Consider the following 18,005-nt stretch of genomic DNA (forward strand, 5'->3'; position numbering starts at 1 on the left):
ACGCTTCACGGAGAGAAGTCATGGCCGGTATCGATACGCACGACGTCAACTCACTCGCAGGCGCCACGTACTTCGTGGTGGGCCGCGGCACCGAAGGCGGCCCGTCTTCGTACCACCTGTCCATCACGGGTGTCACCAGCGGCACGTCCGACCCCAACTGGGGCCACGCGAACAGGATCATCGCCGACAGCGGCTACTCGCTCGGCACGATCCAGGTGGATCTCGGCAAGCGTGGCACGTGGGCACTCGGTGCCACCGATGGCGCGGCGCTGAAGCCCGGCCAGACTACCTACGTCGACGGCATCATCGACCAGTCCTCGCAGTACGCGAAGGATCACGGCCTCACGTATACGAGCGACACCAGCAAGCTCCGCAGCGACCTGCTCACGCACGGCAATGGCGAGCACGGCCGCACCACGCTCAACTTCATCGACAAAGACACCCGCGACAGCATCAACGCGTGGGCCGGCTCGCAGGACGGCCAGAAGTGGGTCCACAAGAACATCGACTACCCGCAGATCAAGAACGCGACCCAGTCGGCCATGGATACGCTCGACAAGTACGGCAAGAACATTCCGGAAGATCGTCGCCTGGAAACCGTCGCCATTCTCGCGAAGACGGAGAACCAGATCCCGTCGCAGATGAAGAAGTTCGAAAAGGTGCTGCAGGACGGCGGCAACTACGACGACGTGCTCGCCAAGGCCAACCAGATCAAGGAAACCTATTCGTACTACGACGGCCCGAAAGCGGCCGCGCTGGCCGAGCAGTATAAGAATGCATACAAGGATCCGGAGAAGGCGGCAGCCCTTGATCGCGCACATACCAAGGTCGGCGATGCCAACTTCGATCCGTCGAAGTCAGGCGACGATGCGGATATCAAGGCCGCGTTGAAGGCTATCGGCCAGGGTGGTCGTGCGCATGCGCCAGCGGGCCATGGGTCACTGAAAGATGGCGCGCACGGAGAGAAAGTGACTGCATTGCAGACTGATCTGGCGAAACTTGGCTTCACCGATGCGCATGGTCGTGTGCTGCACCCGGATGGTGACTTCGGGCCGGGGACGAAGGCTGCCGTGGAGACGTTCCAGCGGGCGCATGGTTTGGCTGCCGATGGTGTTGCGGGGCCGAAGACGCTTGAGGCCTTACAGAAGGCGGCGCATCTCCCGCAGGTAACTCATACGTCGCCCAGCAGCCTTGCAGACGCGAGCCATCCTGGACATGACATCTACAGGCAGGCGCTGGGTCGCGTACAGGCCATCGACGCAAAGCTTGGACGCCACTCGGACCATATGTCGGAGAACCTGGCGGGGTCGTTGGCGGTAGCTGCGAGAAAGGAGACCATGACGCGGGTTGACCACGTTGAGATCAGCGACGACGGAAAGCAGGCGTACGCCATGCAGGGCGAGACCAACTCACCATTCAAGCGCGTGGCAGAAGTGGATGTTGCGACGTCGGTAGCCAAGCCGCTCGAGCAGAGCAGTGCTGAGTTCCATAAGGTGGATCAGCAGCAAGCGCAGACGCAGGCGGGTCCGCCCCAGCAGACTCAAGCTCAACAACCGCAACAGCCTGGCCTGCATCCCTAAGGCGAAGAAGGCGGTGGATGAGCGACTCGGCGTCCACCGCTCCTGACGTGAGCACTCCGGATCCCGCCGGAGCAAGGTAAGCTCTCGGCTCGAACAGACCTGGACGTTTGGTCTGCAACGCTGGACAGGGAGAGCTTTGTGAAACTGGGTACTCATGCCTTGGCCGCCATGGCCATGGTATCGCTTGGCTCGTGTTCGTCTGCCTACGCCGCTGATAAGTGCCTGGTCGCCAAGGCTCATTACACACTCTCCTCCGACAAGAGGATCTCCATCAGCTTCGTTCCTGCTGGGAAGCACGACGAATGGGGATCAGACGTGGCCTTGCGAATCGACACGAAGGGCGGCCCGTCCTACTGGTTCATGTTCGACAGCGGCAGTGCGCGATATATCAACATGATCTCAACGACGGATGTCAAAGCCCCACACTGGACGCCACCCACAGGTGACTCGGGGGTCCGCCCGTTGGGGGAGATGCATTACTTCGCCTGGTCGGGGAAGTACGACTTCAATGAAGCGTATCCGCAGACAACCGCCAGAGCTCCCGAACGCATCTTTCTGCCGGACCTCGCTGAGACCATGTGGTATCGCGCAAATCCGCGTGTCGGGCTGAAGCACGGCGTCTTCGTGCTGGACAGTTGCCAGTGATCGAGAAGGATGAGGCTGCTTGCGCGAAGTGAGCTACGCCCCCTGCCCGGATAGCACCCGCCCAAGCGCCTTGAACACCCGCGCATCCAGCATTTGCGCCACATTGAAGCGCAAGAATCCCGTCGCGCTCGATGCCTGACTGAAAGCATTTCCCGGCGCCAGCACCACGCCTTCCTTCAGGCAGGCGCGCGCCACCGTTGCCGCATCGAGGCCTGCTGGCAACTGGCACCAGACAAACATGCCGGCACTGGGGACGAGCCAGGGCTTGATGCCCAGCTCGCCGAGCCTTGCCACGGCTTTCTCCATCGCTTTCGCTAACCGCTCGCGCACGGTTTCCATGTGCTTGCGGTAGCCGCTGTCGGTCAGTGTTGCAAACAGGATCTCGGCGGACAGGCGCCCACCGCCGAATGCCGTTGCGATCTTCAGGTCTGCCAGCCCTTCGATCCAGTCGGGACGCGCCGCCACATAGCCACACCGAAGCGACGCTGAGATCGTCTTCGAGAAACTGCTGACGTGGATCACGCGGTTGAGGCCGTCGAACGCCGCCAACCGTGGCGCAGGCACTAGCTCGAAGTCGGCAAAGATGTCGTCCTCGACAATGACCAGGTCCGATGCCTCGGCGAGCTTCAGGAGGCGATGCGCAACCACTGCCGACAACGCCGCGCCCGTCGGATTGTGCAGCCCCGAATTGGTGATGTAGAGACGAGGCGCATGCGCCTTCAGTGCCGCTTCGAACAGATCCACATCGGGTCCGGTCCACGTGTACGGAACACTGACAACATTGACGCGATGCGCTTTCAGCAACGCATGGAAATTGAAGTAGCAGGGGTCGTCCACCATCACGGTGTCACCCGGCTCCAGGAGGAACCGGCAGATCAGGTCGATCGCCTGGATGCCCGACTCGGTAAGCATCAGCTGGTCGGGCGCCGCGTCGACGCCGATGCCGTGCATCCGACGGGCGAGCAGCTGACGTAAGCCGGGGTGTCCCAGCGGCGTCGCGTATTCGACCAGCTCCAGTGTGTCGGCCCTCGCCACGGTGCGCAGGGCGCGACGCATGCCCGCCTCGAAGAGCCAGTCTGACGGGAGCCAGCCGCAACCTGGCTTCAGCAGTGTGGCGTCCGCTTCCAGCGACTGGCGTGAGATCCACAGCGGGTCGACTTCCCTCTCCACCTTCGGGCCCATGCCGGCCAGGGCTAAAGGCGCCACCGGCCCCGCCACATAAAAACCGGCACCTCGCCGGGGCGTGATGACACCCTCGGCGGCCAGCCGCTCATAGGCTTCCACCACAGTCGAAACCGACAGCCGCATGGCCAGCGCCTGCGCGCGCACCGAGGGCAACCGCGCGCCCGGCAGGTAGCTGCGCGATGAGATTCGCGACCTGACCTCGGTCATGACGGTTTCAATCCGGCTACCGGTACGCATGCGAACGCCTCGACTGTACTGGGTTAGAGAACACTACAGTTTCTTTCGATTGTACTGTTTTGTGCCTCGTTCGCGCCCTTTCCGAATGTTCAACTTCACCGGTCTGACGAGGAATGACCGATGGAAAGAACAGCAAGCGGATGGATCAACGGATTCATCGGGGTGGCCATCTTTGCGGGCTCGCTGCCGGCAACGCGGGCGGCGGTGGGCGACTTCGATCCCATCTTCGTGACCTGTGCGCGAGCATCCATTGCTGGCCTGCTGGGACTGGCGCTGCTGTTGGTGTTGCGACAACCGCGGCCGGGCCTCGTGCACATCGGGCCCCTGGCACTGACTGCTTCGGGCGTGGTGGTCGGTTTTCCGTTATTGACAGCCCTGGCGTTGCGGCATGTCACCTCCGCGCATTCGGTCGTCTTCGTCGGTCTCCTCCCGCTATGCACGGCCGTCTTTGGCGTGCTTCGCGGCGGTGAGCGTCCGCAACCGGTGTTCTGGGTGTTCTCACTCTGCGGCGCCGCGCTTATCGCTGGCTATGCGGCGATAAGCAGCGCGGGAGGATCGGCCGAGGGCGACCTGCTCATGCTGGCCGCCATCATCGTGTGTGGCATGGGGTATGCCGAAGGCGCTCGCCTGTCGCGCATCCTGGGAGGTTGGCAGGTCATCAGCTGGGCGTTGGTGCTCGCACTACCCGTCATGTTGCCGACGGCGCTCGTCATCATGCCCGCGTCGTTCGAGCACGTGGGCAAGGCGGCATGGCTTGGCCTTGCCTACGTTTCGCTGTTCAGCATGCTGATCGGCTTCGTGTTCTGGTATCGGGGCCTCGCCCAGGGCGGTATCGCCGCGGTAGGACAACTGCAGTTGTTCCAGCCCTTCATGGGTCTCGCACTGGCGTCGCTGTTGCTACGCGAAACGGTGAACTGGACGATGTTGTTCGTTACGCTCGGGGCGGTCTTCTGCGTGGCAGGGTCGAAAAAGTTTGCTACGCGGGCAGCATAGAGCGCGTTATCCCTTCTCCGGAAACCGCGGCAGCAAACAACTCACCCGCCGCGTGAAGTCGACAAAAAGATACACATCGATAAGCGAACCTTCGCCGAGGATGAACTTATAAGGGATCTTCACATCCTCGAGAGAGGCATAGGTCACCTGATAGTTCTTGCCGGCCATTTCGACGTCGGAATTCACACGCGAGAATCGCACCGCCTGGCTGCCGTGGGTGGCATCGCGAAGCTTTAGCTGGCCGCCGCGCTGCAAGGGTCCCTGCGTGCTCGGCTGGTTCGAGGTGAGATAGAAAGTCGTGCCTGTGTCGAACATAACATTCTGCGAGACACCATCCACGCGCACTTGCTCGAGCACCTTCGGCGGAGAGCCCCAGAACGTCGTGCCCAGGAGCAGCGGTGTTTCGCAGGCGGGTTTCGAAGCGCCTTCGCCGTAAATGAGCACGGCATCCTTCTGGACTTCAAAGGCACCCAGTCGCTGCAGAGCATCCATGCCGAGAATGTTGCGCTCTTCGTCAATGATGGAGACGGGAAGATTCTCGAACTCCACGTTCCCGAGCTTCAACTTCTCGATAAGGCCCAGCTTCTTGACGGACGCGCCACCGAGTGCGCCGTGTACGCTGCCGTCTTTCTCGAGAAGCACCTTGACGCCAAGCCTCCTGGCCGTCGCTTCGCCAAGGATGGAGTACCCGCCCGTGTCCATCACGAGTTGCAAGGATGTGCCGTTGACCGTCACCTCGACCAGGCTCGAGCGCTTCGGGTTCCGCTTCAGCGGAATGCTTGTAACACCGGCCGGTACGCTCACCTTCAACGGAGGCAGCGTCTTATACAGCGGCGCCTGCGTCAGATCCGGGTTGTTGAGCTTCTCGGGCGGCAGCACGCCCTTGTAGCGCTCGGCGATGCTCTCTTCCTCGATCGCGGCTTTTTGGCGCTCTCCCATCAAGCGAAGGTTGGCCGAAGCGAAGCGCGCGCAGTAGTACGCGACGAAGGGCTCGCTAGCCTTCAGGCTCGACTCGCAGGTTCCGGCAATGGTGCTCGACTGCTCGAAATTGCCGTGGACACGTTCAATCGCCATGGCGGCCAGGGCGTGCTCGACCGCGTCCTTGCTGTGGTATCGCGAGGTCAGCCCGTCGATATCGGCAACGACGATGGCGTGATTGATGGAGGCGATGAGCGCGTCGCGCCCTGTTGCACCATGCGCATCATCGGCGGATGCGGATGCGGATGCGGATGCGGATGCGGCGAACGCCGCACACAGGGGTATCGCCAGGGCAAGCAACTTCCGTTTAAGCACGACGAGACTCCCTTCGAGGTTGTGCAAGATACTGAGGTAAGTCTCATACCCTTTGCAAGGCGGCTTCATGACTCAGATATGACAGGCGCGCATTGCTTATTCGAATCTATGAACCCGCGATGGGGCGTTGCACCAACGGCAACGCCGCACGAACAACCGACAACCCGGTCTGCAAGAACAACGCCGCCAACGCCGCACCAAAGACCAGATCCAGCCACCGATGGCAGACACCATTCACCTGCTCAGCAACAAGGCAAACCGCGATCACCTCGCCAGGTCCATCGCTCAGTTCAAGGCGGGCAGGACTAAGAAACGCGAGCTGATCGGGGAGGAAGAGGAAACCGCTTGATATTAATCTGGAGCGCGGCTTCAGTGAAGACGCCGCCGCATCGAGAGATGCGGCGGCGTCTTTGGTTCAACACGGATGGCTGAGAACTTACTTGTGCGCAGCGATGATCTCGCTCAAGTAATCGGGCGTCCCCTCGATCCGCACCAGATGCGGATACTGCGGACCACCGTGATACTCCACGGGAACCGTACGGAACCGCCCCTGGTACTTCACCGTCAGCTCGATCGGCGTCTTATTGCCTTTGGCCGCGGTAATCGCGTCGTTCAGCGCGTCCTTCGAATAGGCCGCCCCGTTCACCGCGACGATGGTGGCGCCGGTGCTGACGCCGGCCTTGAACGCAGGGCCATCCCAGCGCACGTCGTTCACCTTGCCGCTGCTGGTCAGCGTCAGGCCGATCGAGAAAGTGAAGTTCAACAGGTGCCGGGAGGATTCAGGCCGGCCGTCGTACGCCTTCTCGTACTCGCTCTCCTTATCGTCATAGACCAGCTTCCAGCCGGTGGCCGCAAGGCCGTCCTGCAGAGGTGGATTGACGGAAGCGACGTGCGCTTTCAGGAAGCTCGCCCAGTCGTACTTGGCCACGCCATTCAAGGCGGCCACCACGTCGTCGAACGTATAGGTCTTCGGCACATAGCTACCGTTGTCGACACCGAAGAACGCGTGCGCGAAATCATCGAGCGAGCTCTTGTCGTGCGTCAGGCTGCGCAGCTTGGCGTCGACAGACAGCCACATCAACTGGCCACCGCTGTAGTAGTCCTCGCTCATCTGCCAGCTGCGATACGGCAGCGGTGAACGACGGGCGACGGTCGGGTCGTTGGTGGTGTCTTCGAGCGTGCGCCACTGGAAGCCTTCGCGATTGCGCTCGTAGTTAGCCGCGACCATGGCCAGCCCGTCGCGGAACTCCTGCGGCGACCACATGCCGGCGCGCGCGGTGAGTACGAAGCCCCAGTACTGGGTCTGGCCTTCGTAAACCCACAACAGCGAATCGCCCATCGTCACATTGAAGTTAGGCGTCCACAGGTCCGCCGGACGACGGAACTTGCCGTTCCACGAATGCGTGTACTCGTGAGCCAGCAGGTCGCGCTCGGATGCATTCTCTTTCCAGGCAGTGAAGTAATCGGCGCCCAGGCCGTCTTCGCTGGACTGGTGGTGCTCCGTGCCGTTGCCAGCCAACTGGTCTGATAGCGAGAACAGGAAGTCGTAGTGATCGTAATGGTGCGAGCCGAACAGCTTCGTCGCCTGCGTCACCAGGTTGCGATGCACCGTCACCTGCTCGGGCGTCATCTCCAGGTACTTCGCCTCATCGGCGACCACATCCAGGTACACCGGCGCCTTGTCGCCCGGGTTGAGCTCGACGCGCTTGAAGTACTGGCCCGCGTACACCGGCGAATCGACCAGGTTGTCGAAGGTCACCGGCTTGAAGGTGGTGGTGTCGCCGGACTTCGAAGCCGTTTCCAGGGCGGTGCCGAGCTGCCAGCCATGCGGCAGCGTCACGCTGGGTGCGAAGGTGATGCCGCGCGTGTAGTAACCCGCCGGATACAGCGCCACCTTGCTCCATTCCATGGACATCATGCGGTCGGTGATCTCGAAGTCCGCGTCATCGGCGCGCTCCGACAGGTACTGGAAGTCCGCATCGATCGAGGAGACGTTCGCCGGCACGTCCACATGGAACGCGTAGACGTTGTACTCATCGCGCTTCCACGCGAGCGGCTTGCCGTTGGCGCTGAGCTTGAGGCCGGCGAGCATCGCGATCGGGCCGGTCGGCGAGTGGTCGCCGGGGATCCACTGCGGATACAGCAGCGTCAGTGCGCCCGCCTTCACCGGAATGGATTCATGGACGCGGAAGATGCCTTGCACCGTATCGTTGGCATTGACCTGGAGCGTCACCGGTCCGACGTAGGGAGTGTCCTGTGGCGGCGGCACCTGGTCGGTAGGCAACTGTTGCGCGGCAGCGGCGCCGGAAGCGAGGGCCACGGCAAGGGCCAGGGAGAGGCGCGAAAACTTACGACGCGTCGCGGCCGGCAAACCGGCAAGAGAGACTGGGTGCATGAAGGACTCGGCGAATGAATGAGTGGGGGCGCATACGGACCAGGCGTCCGCCGCGAATCATAGCCCCAGACGCCATGTCCTCACCCGAGTGTCTTGACCACATGGTGCTTGACCCGCGGCCTGGCCGCCGTCGTGCGCTTCGCCACTGGCGCGCAGCTATCGCCACTGCCCGCGCAGCAGTTCTCGGTGAGATAACCAACCAGACCATTCACCGCGGCGATCACCGGCGCGTAGTAAATGAAGCGACCGCTCTGGCGACTCGTCACCAGGCCCGCGTGCAACAGCTCTTTCAGATGAAACGAGAGCGTGGCGCTGGGCAAGCCCAGACGCTCACCGATCACACCCACCGGCAAGCCTTCCGGGCCCTGCTCGATAAGCAAGCGGAAGATCCCCAGGCGAGACTCCTGGGCGAGCGCGGAAAGCACCTTGATGGCGTCGGCGGTTTGCATGGCGGGCACATCGTTTGTTTCGATATCTCTAGAATGATAGAATCGTCAGCATCAAGCAACCCCGGAGAGCATCGTGGCGTCAGTCGATCTTCCCCACCTGACCGGCAACCTGCCGCTGCCCGAGTGGGAACGCCTCACCGTCCAGGGCGACGGTGGCCATGCTCCGCGCATCCTGATCCTGTATGGCTCGCTGCGCCCGCAGTCTTTCAGTCGCAAGCTCGCCTACGAGGCCGAGCGCGTTCTCCAGCACCTGGGCGCGGAGACACGCGTGTTCGATCCCGCCGAACTTCCCATGCTCGACAGCGTGCCGGCCAGCCACCCGAAGGTGCAGGAACTTCGTGCGCTTTCGTTGTGGTCGGAAGGCCAGGTATGGATCAGCCCCGAGCGGCACGGCACCATCACCGGCGTATTCAAGAACCAGATCGACTGGCTGCCTCTGGAAGACGGCAGCGTGCGCCCCACCCAGGGAAGGACCCTGGCCGTCATGCAGGTATCGGGTGGCTCGCAATCGTTCAACGTGGTCAACGCGTTGCGGGTTCTCGGCCGCTGGATGCGCATGGTGACCATCCCTAACCAGTCCTCGGTAGCGAAAGCCTGGAACGAATTCGACGCCGCCGGCCACATGAAGCCCTCGCCGTTCTACGATCGCGTGGTCGACGTCATGGAGGAACTGATGAAGTTCACCCTTCTGGTCCGTGGTCGCAGCGATTATCTGGTTGACCGCTACAGCGAGCGCAAAGGCGCCGCTGAAGCCCGTGCACTGGCTGCCGCGGCAGCCGTAGTGGAGCCTACGTCATGACGATGAACGCAACGATCTATCACAACCCCCGGTGCGGCACCTCGCGCAACACGCTGGCGATCCTCCGCCACGCCGGCATCGAACCGACCGTGATCGAGTACCTGACGACGCCGCCGGACCGGGTGACGCTGCTCCGCCTGATGGTCGACGCGGGCCTGACGCCACGTGAGGCGGCGCGTCAGAAGGAACCGCTGTTCGGCGAGTTGGGGTTGCGCGACCCGTCGGTCAGCGACGAGGCAATCATCGACGCCATGCTTGCGAATCCGATCCTCATCGAGCGGCCGTTCGTCGTTACGGAGCGAGGCACACGCCTGTGCCGTCCGTCCGAGAAAGTGCTGGAGGTCATTCCGTCGTTGCCTGGGCCGTTTGCCAAGGAAGATGGCGAGATTGTCGGCGACTGACAGCCTGGCCTATACCCAGGCTCTCTGATTCCAAGATGTCAGGTCTGTCGCCTTGATGAGGCTTAGATAGATTGAATTCTTCGGTCACGCATCGTCGTTAACAAGCTTTCTATCAAGAACTTATAGCCGTGCGGACATACAGCACGTCCGCAGGGTGGACATCACGGATCTTGTAGCGGTGGTAAGCACGATCACTCGATACACGATCAACATGATGATCTTGCAGACCGATGAGGAACACCGCACAGCTGTCCCAGTAGATAATCTCCAAACCCGCCCCGTCCATTTGCGGCGCAAGAGGGAAGTCCAGTGCCTCACGAGCCCGGCGCTCGCTCCATCCGTGGTGCTCCACTGACCAGGTGACGAGCCGGCGTTGTTCATACACTGCGGGAATACCAAGGCGGTGGGGTTGGGACCGTTGTTGACAACCCACCGCCGCGACTGTCCTGCTCGTTATTTTGGTGGATTCCAATCTAGTATTTCGGGCAAGGTCAGTAAGTCGCAGCTCTCTTCCATTGCATTTATTTCTACGGGATCAGTGCTTGATTTTAAGGTGTAGCTCGCAGCGTCATCTATTGCAATCATCATAGCTGCGCCTTCGCTGCCCCCGTTAAAGGTGACGCCATAAAGGCTGGTTGCTATGGACGTTGCAGTACCCGGGATTTTTGATAGCGGACCATTTTCCTCAATGATTTGTTCAAAACCGTCCGGTACCTCACCGATCTCGGTAGGGCGTATCCATTCAGTTCTTATAAGAAACTTTAGTTCAGAAAAATCTGGAATAATTCCAGCCTCAACCAGGAAAGCCCTGCTACGTTCCAAATGCTCTACAGAAATTCCGTATATTTCGAATTTAAATTCGACGTCAAAGTAATCCCAGCTTATGGATAGCCACGTTCCGTTTTCTTGAGGAAAATATATGACTGATGACCTCGGATCGCTTTGACCGTCAAAAAAGTAGGCCCCAGGGCTAATGACAGAAATTTGTCTAATTTCCTGTTCAGTCGGCAAAAAGTTTTTCCATATCTTCATGATGTTGGTGGCGTGGGCTTAAGATGATCAGGAATCGGAGTATCGTCGGGAAAATGAATTACTTCAGGTGGCTTTGTTCCATTAGCAGGAACATCAATTCTTGGACCACTTTTCCCCCCGGTTCGCACTGATACTCCATTGGGCGAAGTGCTTCTACCCTTACTATCAGGCGTGCTGGTCGCACCGCCGGTGAGTTTTTTGACTGTATCTGCAAATTTGTCAGAAGGCAGTGACGTTCCTATCGCCTCACCTCCATTTTTACCTGTTGCACGAGGATCATCACCTACGAGCCCTTTCGGAAGCGATGGTGCTACTGGGGCATGTCCATCGGAACCCGGTGCGTGATCTTGCGATTGCTGTGCATGAGAGTCACCAGTGGCATTCTGCAGAAGCCGAACTAGAATAACGCCACCCACGTACGTGTAATCTACCGCGCCCTCAATAACTGAGTGATACTCAATTGTGCATGAGTTTGCGTCACAACTTACGCTTCTCCCATCGGGATCAATATTGACGATCGGGTTGTTGTTGGCATACGCGTACCGATTGAAGTTGTAGCGATTGCCAGCATTTGGCCCGACCGGATCGACACTAAGGAAGCGTCCTGTACTGGGATCGTAGTAGCGCGCCTGCATGTACACCAGACCCGAATCCGGATCGTTGACATGCCCAGTGTACCCCGGCCCCGTCTGCGGCGATCCCAACACCTGACCGCCGTACGGCCTGTAATCAGATGTCGACAGGACGTTGCCGGCCGCATCCGCCGTCGCCAACGGCGTCCCCTGCTGGTTCGTGTAGTAGTAGGTGACCGTCTCAGCCGCCTGCGCTAGCGGCGTCAGCAGAGTCAGCCCAAGCAACAAGCTGGATACGAACCAGCGACGGACGCGGCTGGCAATGCTCGTCATATCAAGGGCCATTGTCGACATCCGTCACTGCTCCATTGCTGTTCGCCGAGCACCCGTTCGCGTTGCATGCCTTCACGTAGAACGAGACCTGGGTGTTCACGCCCTGCGGAAATACCAACGCGGTCAGATTGGGACCGTTGTAGACAAGACCTCCTCCGCCCCCAACCCACGTCGCGGTTAGCTGATAGCTCGTCGCACCTGCCGAGGCATCCCACTTCGCGATGGCTTCCATCTTCCCGGGCGCGCGTGCCGTGAGGGCGGTCAGGTTCGCCGGAGGCGCTGGAAGCAACGCCACGGTCACGGCCACCGTCGCACTGAATGGGCCGCATCCGCCCGCGTTACATCCCTGCACGCGGTAGTAATAGGTGCCGTTCCCCTTTCCGCAGATGGGTAGCGCGCCGGAGCCATTGTTGGCGATAGTCACCCAGCCGGCTCCATTGGTGTTCTCCTGCATCACATAGGAGGTCATTCCGGCGAAACCGCCCCAATTGACGGTATAGCAGCCATTCGAACTCGTCGCAGGCGCGGCGATGTTCGGCGCCTGCGACGGCGGGATGGTCACGGTCGAAGCCGCCACCGGGCTGTAAGGTCCGCATCCGTTGGCGTCGCAAGCCCTTGCTCGGTAGTAATAAACGCCGGTTGCACCCACACCGATGCTCGCGCTGGTCGCCGCACCGTTATAGACGGCGGCATAGTTGACGTTGTTGGTACTCTGCTCGAGCGAGTAGCTCGTCGCATAGGTGGCCGCCGACCAGCTGATCCCCAGCACGCCGGTACTCGTCGCCGGCACACTGATGGAGGCAGGCGCCGGTGGAACGTGCGCCACATGCACGGCCGCGCTGGCAACCCATACGCTGCAGCCGACGGCGTTGCAGGCATGGACCTGATACACGTAGCTACCGTCCCCGGGGTTCGCAACGGAAGCAGTTGTCGCCGTCCCCGAATACACCGCCGTCCAGGTCCCCGAGTTGAGCTGCTGCTGGAGGTCATACGACGTTGCGGTGGGCGGGCTCGACCATGTCACCGTGATCGACGCCAGGTTGCCGGCGACCGATGCGCTGACCGATGCCGGTGCCACCGGCGCGGAAGGCGGCGGCGCGACCACGGTCGTCGCTATCGCGCTCCATGCGCCGCATCCCCCGGCGTTACAGGCGTGAACCTGATAGTGATAGGTCGCGGCCGCGGTCTGTGTGATGGCCTTATTCAAGGCCGTCCCCGTGGTAATCGTTGTCCATGCGCTCCCGTCTGGCTCTTCCTGAAGCTCGTAGCCGGTGGTTGCCGGCGTAGCCGTCCAGGAAACCGTGTAGGCGGTCTTGGCCACGGCTGTGGCCGGCGCGGTCAGCGCGGGTGCGACAGGCACCAGTACGTTATTCGTGCGAGCAACCAGCTTCTTGCCGAGGTAGATGTAGTCCGTGCCGCTGTTCGCGACCGGATCAAATTGCCAGAGCAACTCGCCGTCGTGGGTGTACAGCGAGTAGGTGGTGACGCCACTAACGACGGCCTTTACGCGACGACCTTCGGCGTCGTAGACATAGGTGTCCGTGCTGGCATTGATCGCCGTCATACGATCGGCTTTGTCGAACGTGTAGTGTTCGGGCCCATTCGTGGTGACGTTGCCGTGTGTGTCGTACACGAAAGCGCGAGAGACACCGCCCCCTCCTATGCTCGTGAGTTTGTTGGTGGCGTCATAGGTATAAGTATTCGTCTGCCCCCCGGAGGCGACGCTGACGAGGTTGTTGAGCGGGTCGTAGTTATAAGTGTCCGCGCCCCAAAGACCGCTGGCGGCTGTCGTCAGCCGGTTCAGTCCGTCGTACCCGAAGGTACGTGTGCGCTGCCCGCCCGCGATCAGGTCATCGAGCTCTGCGATGTTGGCATCCGCGTCGTACTTGAAGCCTTCGCTGAGGGTGAGGTTGCTTCCCTGGGAATACGAGAAGTCCTGCAGCAGGTTGCGTGCGTTACGCTCGGCCAGGTAATCGGCACCGTTGCCCAGTGTGAAGTGCAGCAGTTGGTCGTCGGGAAAATACGAAGCCGATGTCGCATAGTTGCCCGCCTGCGTCGGCCGACCCAAGGCATCCGGACTCAGCGGTACGGCCTTGCCGTCGGGATAGGTCACCGCAGCCACAACACCATTGATGTCATAGCCCACGCCCACCGGCCAGATGTACCCGTCCACCGACAGACTTTGTCCAGTCGACAGGTCGCGTTTGTTGTAGGTAAACAGCCATTGAACCTTCGCCGGGTCCGGGCCCGACGACTCGGTCAAGGGCTTTCCCGTCGGCGTGTAGCTGAAGTCAGCCTCGGGTGTGACGCCATCCCCATAGGTCACGCTGGTGAGGCGATTCACCATATCGTAGGTGCGCGTCACTATGTCGGCCGCCAGCGCCTGGTCGTAACCGCAGCCATCTTCAGTGACGTCCTGGCCCTTCGCACTCCAGGCGACGTTGTTGGCAGCGTCGTAGCTGGTCACCGTGCTCTTCGTCTCCGGCTCGTACGAGCGGCAGACGCGTTTGAAGGGGTCATAGACCAACGTCTTGGTGAGCCCGCCCTGGGCGATGCTGGTCGGGTTGCCATACAGGTCACGGGCAATCGTTTGCGAGACGCCTTCGGGCGCCTGCACCAGGACTGCGTTCTTAAGCTCGGGCTCGTCGAACACCTGGTACGAGGTGGTTGTCGTGTTGTTCTTCGGGTCCGTCACCGACTTTCGCGCACCCGACAGGTAACTGGTCGTGGTGGTGAGGGCCGTCCCGTCTTCAGACGGCTGAATGGCCTGAATCGGGCGCGATAGCTCATCGTAGTTCGTGGTGATGCCGGTGGTTACCGCACCGTAGGGCTGCAAGCCGTCGACCGCGTAAGACTGAAACGTAACGTTGCCCTTCCAGTCGTGGACGGTCACCGTGGTCGTCGGCAGGCCGCCATCACTGCTGCGATACCGCTGGCTGACCAGGGGACGCAGCAGGGAGTCGAAATAGGTGAGTTGCGTTTTGTCGCCCTGGGTGATGGTACGGCGCCAGTGGTTGGCATCTACGCCCGCCTCGGCACCCGACACATACGCATAGGCGAAAGTTTTTGGCGCCCATGCCACCGAATCGCCTGCGGGGTAGCTGATCTGCCCCAGCCGCCCGACTGAATCGTAGGTGTACGAGGTAGCGTTCCCATTCTGGTCCGTCACCGATGCCACTTCGCCGAACTCGTTCACACCGATGTGCTCGGTCGTCTGGTCCGGATGAGTCACCGTCGTGGGCAATCCTCGCTGGTAGGCACTCAAGGAGGTGGTGTGGTTCAGCGGATCAGTGAACGTCGCGAGTTGCCCCGCAGCGTCGTAGGTGTAACTCATCAGCGGCTGACCGAAGCGTGAGCGGCTCTGCAGCTGGTCGGCTCCCGCATACGTGTTGACGGATTCGGTCTCCGGGGCGGGAAGTGTCGGCGAGATGTTAGTCACCACCAAGGGAAGGCCAAGCACCCAGAAGGCTGGATCGTCGAGATAGGTTGTCGTCTCGACCATCGGCGTCTGGCCCGCGATCGAGTTAGAGCGCGTGATCTGCGTGGGATTGGCGAAGGCGTCGAACGCCTGTGCCGCCCAGACATAGGTGTCGCCCTCTTCCACCGTCGTCTTGGTGTTGACCGGCGTCAGTTGACCCATCTGATCCGAGTTGATGGCCAGGACCGCCGAGCGACCCAACATCTGCGGCCAAGGATAGTTCCACGTCCCATCTGCAGGCGGCAGACTGTACAAACTCGCTTCAGATCGGACCAATGCCGACGTATCGCCAGCCGTGTAGAAGTCGGTTTCCAGCAGCAGGCTTTCCGACGCGTCGAATTGATTGCTGAACGTGTAGCGCGTGGTGCGGTTGGACGGATCGACCATCTCGGTCGACACGGTCGTGGCGCACCCCGTGCACGGCGACCAGCTATCATTCGGCGACGAGTAGCTGTACGTCCACGTCTGCGTGCCGATGCCGGCGCCGCTCAGGGTCCGCTGGATGAGCGAGTTCGACTTGTACGCAGCAGGAAAGCGCAACTGAGGCGAGATGTTCGCATTCAGGCAGACCTTGGGCACGTTCGACCGCCCCCGGATGGTGCTCTGAAGCGTGAAGGTGCCTGTGACACCCGAAGGCTGCGTGATCGTGCCGGACGAGGTCACGGCATCCTGCGGCCTCAACGTGTAATCACACCCTGCGTTGCTGATGAGCGAGCCATCGCCAGGCAATGGTGCAAATCCCGCGAGGTGGAACTGCCACGAACTGCCGTCGGGGAGTGTGACGCTACTCAACCGGGGAATGACAGGATCGGTGACCGTGTCATAGGTGTATGTCCACGTCCGTGCAGCCGCACTCGTCGGCTGCACGGTGATGCTATGCACACGATATCCCGGCGGGTCGTAGTAGACACCACCGGTATTCTTGAACGGGTTCTGCCAGGACTCGTATGTCAATGTGACCTGACGGCCGTCGCTACCGTCGACCTCGGTGAGATTGCCGTTGGCGTCGTACGTGTAGCTGACCGAATTGCCAAAGCGATCGACCACGCGAGAGGCCACCATCGTGGCTACGCGCCGGTGCAAGGCGCCACCACCGCCCTCGGCGATGCCGTCGGTCTTCTTGTACTGCAACACGTCCATGTAGTACTTCGTGCCATCTGGCGAGACAGCAATGAAACCCTCGCCTGGTTGTCCGTTCGTCGTCGCCGCCGTGCAACCCACGGCCCAGCGCGACTTGCTGAGCAATGGGAAATTGATGGCGTTGCCACTGGCATCCGTCATCGTAGGTACCTGGCCGTTGCCTGCATCCCTCGCGAGGAGATCCTGGCTTCCTTGCCCCGGAACGATCAGCTGATAGCCGTGCCACCAATCATCTGCGGGATAGGTGATCACCGTGCCCTTGAACGTGACGAACTCGTCTGGCGGGCCACCGGACTCGCTGCAACGTTGCGCGTCGGTGATGAAAAACCATGGCGCATCGGGAGCGGGGTCTTCGTTAGCCGTGCTGCTCGCCGCCGACAATGTCTCGATACGTGGGGTCTCCAGCGACCAATCGACGAAGGCATTGTCGATGAAGTCGTAATAGACCGAATCGGGCGGCGTGTCCGCCGGATGGAAGGAGCGCGTCAGGTCGATATCCGGGCCCTGACCCGAGAGCTTGATGTCGTTTTCCTCGAACGAGAGCCCGCCGTTGTACAGGCTGATGTTCTCGCCGAACGGGTGCTCACCGACGGGGTTGATGTCTTCGGACACCTTAATACGCTTCTGAAACTCGGTCTCTGGGGTGACCGCCGCCGACTGAGCGTGGCTTGGGGTAACACCAAGAACAACCAGCAACGCAAGCGCAAGCCGCGCTCGCCCCCAACGCAAATCGATCACCGACATCCGTAGTCCCCTGCCTCGCCGATTGTCCGGACGGCAACGCCTTCGCGTCGCTCCGCCCGCCCCTGGCCGCGTGACTTGAGCGCGGCGGCGCTAGAATCCACGGCAGTTAATTAGAATCGCGTGAAAGCGATTCGCAGCTTTATGCGGAAAGGGCGCATCATTCTTCGATGTACTGCCGTAAGCGCTGGCAGACGCGGGGACTCAAACTTCCGTTGTAGGTGGACACCTACACGCCGTGGCGTAGTAGGCCTACGTTACCCGCCTTCGCTTGACCAGACCCCACTCCAGCTCGGCTAGAATGTCCCGCCTATGCGCCCCCGCTTCCGCCTAAGCCGTCGCCGTCGAGCCCTCTCCATCGGGCTGGTGATGTTCTGCCTGCTATTCCAGCAGCTGGCGATGGCCGCCTACGTGTGCACCTTGCCGACGCAGCCGACCGCGATGGCGATGACTGGCGCGTGTGCAGATATGGCAATGAGTGCGCCAACGAGCCATGGCCCGTCGGCGCACGTCGCCGACCCGCGTTGCACGGAACACTGCGCCGACCACGCCTCGGCCATGCCCGACGCCCGCGTACCCACGCTGCCGCCGTTGTTTCTGCCCGCCGACTGGCCCGCCCTCAGCGTCACGATGACCGATCGTCCGGAACGCGTGACCTTACCGGACGCGTCGCTGCTTCGCCCGGACCCACCGCCCTCGCTGCGGTTCTGCACTCTCCTGATCTAGACCCCG

General features: G+C 61.3%; 14 protein-coding genes. 7 read left to right on the forward strand and 7 right to left on the reverse strand.

Going from position 1 to position 18,005, the window contains the following annotated elements:
* The first annotated feature begins 20 nt into the window (after window positions 1-20).
* A complete protein-coding gene (locus C8J98_RS09570) occupies window positions 21-1,580 on the forward strand; it encodes an XVIPCD domain-containing protein (protein WP_107912960.1) in 1,560 nt (519 codons plus the stop codon).
* A gap of 138 nt (window positions 1,581-1,718) precedes the next feature.
* Window positions 1,719-2,225: a hypothetical protein gene (locus C8J98_RS09575; protein WP_107912961.1), complete on the forward strand. Its 507-nt coding sequence runs from the start codon at window positions 1,719-1,721 to the stop codon at window positions 2,223-2,225.
* A gap of 33 nt (window positions 2,226-2,258) precedes the next feature.
* Here the strand turns inward: C8J98_RS09575 and C8J98_RS09580 are convergent, their stop codons facing one another.
* Window positions 2,259-3,617, reverse strand: a complete 1,359-nt coding sequence (locus C8J98_RS09580; RefSeq protein ID WP_199229865.1) for a PLP-dependent aminotransferase family protein — start codon at window positions 3,615-3,617, stop codon at window positions 2,259-2,261.
* Between the two features lie 150 nt (window positions 3,618-3,767).
* On the opposite strand from C8J98_RS09580, the gene C8J98_RS09585 reads away from it, so the two are divergent.
* Window positions 3,768-4,640 (forward strand): DMT family transporter, encoded by an 873-nt coding sequence (locus C8J98_RS09585; protein ID WP_107912963.1) that lies wholly within the window; start codon window positions 3,768-3,770, stop codon window positions 4,638-4,640.
* Between the two features lie 6 nt (window positions 4,641-4,646).
* On the opposite strand, the gene C8J98_RS09590 is transcribed toward C8J98_RS09585, so the two are convergent.
* Complete coding sequence (locus C8J98_RS09590) at window positions 4,647-5,933, reverse strand: retropepsin-like aspartic protease (RefSeq protein WP_158272663.1); 1,287 nt, start codon at window positions 5,931-5,933, stop codon at window positions 4,647-4,649.
* A 220-nt stretch (window positions 5,934-6,153) separates the two neighbouring features.
* Here C8J98_RS09590 and C8J98_RS22480 point away from each other — a divergent pair, with 220 nt between their 5' ends.
* A complete protein-coding gene (locus tag C8J98_RS22480) occupies window positions 6,154-6,282 on the forward strand; it encodes a hypothetical protein (protein WP_255417733.1) in 129 nt (42 codons plus the stop codon).
* 87 nt (window positions 6,283-6,369) lie between these two features.
* Here C8J98_RS22480 and C8J98_RS09595 read toward each other — a convergent pair whose 3' ends face one another.
* On the reverse strand, window positions 6,370-8,328 hold the full coding sequence (locus C8J98_RS09595; RefSeq protein WP_107912965.1) for a M61 family metallopeptidase: 1,959 nt from the start codon (window positions 8,326-8,328) through the stop codon (window positions 6,370-6,372).
* A gap of 80 nt (window positions 8,329-8,408) precedes the next feature.
* Window positions 8,409-8,777 carry a metalloregulator ArsR/SmtB family transcription factor gene (locus C8J98_RS09600; RefSeq protein WP_107912966.1) on the reverse strand — a complete coding sequence of 123 codons (369 nt, stop codon included), beginning with the start codon at window positions 8,775-8,777 and terminating at the stop codon, window positions 8,409-8,411.
* A 109-nt stretch (window positions 8,778-8,886) separates the two neighbouring features.
* Between C8J98_RS09600 and arsH the strand changes: the two genes are divergently transcribed.
* Both arsH and arsC read left to right on the forward strand, forming a co-directional pair.
* A complete protein-coding gene (gene arsH, locus C8J98_RS09605) occupies window positions 8,887-9,576 on the forward strand; it encodes an arsenical resistance protein ArsH (RefSeq protein ID WP_233260186.1) in 690 nt (229 codons plus the stop codon).
* A gap of 2 nt (window positions 9,577-9,578) precedes the next feature.
* Window positions 9,579-9,977 (forward strand): arsenate reductase (glutaredoxin), encoded by a 399-nt coding sequence (gene arsC, locus C8J98_RS09610; RefSeq protein WP_107913067.1) that lies wholly within the window; start codon window positions 9,579-9,581, stop codon window positions 9,975-9,977.
* Between the two features lie 453 nt (window positions 9,978-10,430).
* On the opposite strand, the gene C8J98_RS21940 is transcribed toward arsC, so the two are convergent.
* Genes C8J98_RS21940 through C8J98_RS09620 form a run of 3 tightly spaced genes read right to left on the reverse strand, consistent with a single transcriptional unit; the run spans window position 10,431 to window position 17,144 of the window.
* On the reverse strand, window positions 10,431-11,009 hold the full coding sequence (locus tag C8J98_RS21940) for a hypothetical protein (protein ID WP_146171613.1): 579 nt from the start codon (window positions 11,007-11,009) through the stop codon (window positions 10,431-10,433).
* Window positions 11,006-11,926 carry an RHS repeat-associated core domain-containing protein gene (locus C8J98_RS09615; protein WP_158272664.1) on the reverse strand — a complete coding sequence of 307 codons (921 nt, stop codon included), beginning with the start codon at window positions 11,924-11,926 and terminating at the stop codon, window positions 11,006-11,008. The genes C8J98_RS21940 and C8J98_RS09615 overlap by 4 nt, the downstream gene beginning before the upstream one ends.
* Window positions 11,916-17,144, reverse strand: coding sequence for a hypothetical protein (locus C8J98_RS09620; RefSeq protein WP_158272665.1), 5,229 nt, complete (start codon window positions 17,142-17,144; stop codon window positions 11,916-11,918). Before C8J98_RS09620 ends, C8J98_RS09615 begins: the two co-directional genes overlap by 11 nt.
* Window positions 17,145-17,585: 441 nt before the next feature.
* On the opposite strand from C8J98_RS09620, the gene C8J98_RS09625 reads away from it, so the two are divergent.
* A complete protein-coding gene (locus tag C8J98_RS09625; protein WP_146171614.1) occupies window positions 17,586-17,999 on the forward strand; it encodes a hypothetical protein in 414 nt (137 codons plus the stop codon).
* Window positions 18,000-18,005: the final 6 nt, after the last annotated feature.

The organism is Luteibacter sp. OK325 (assembly GCF_003050935.1).
Taxonomy (GTDB): Bacteria; Pseudomonadota; Gammaproteobacteria; order Xanthomonadales; family Rhodanobacteraceae; genus Luteibacter.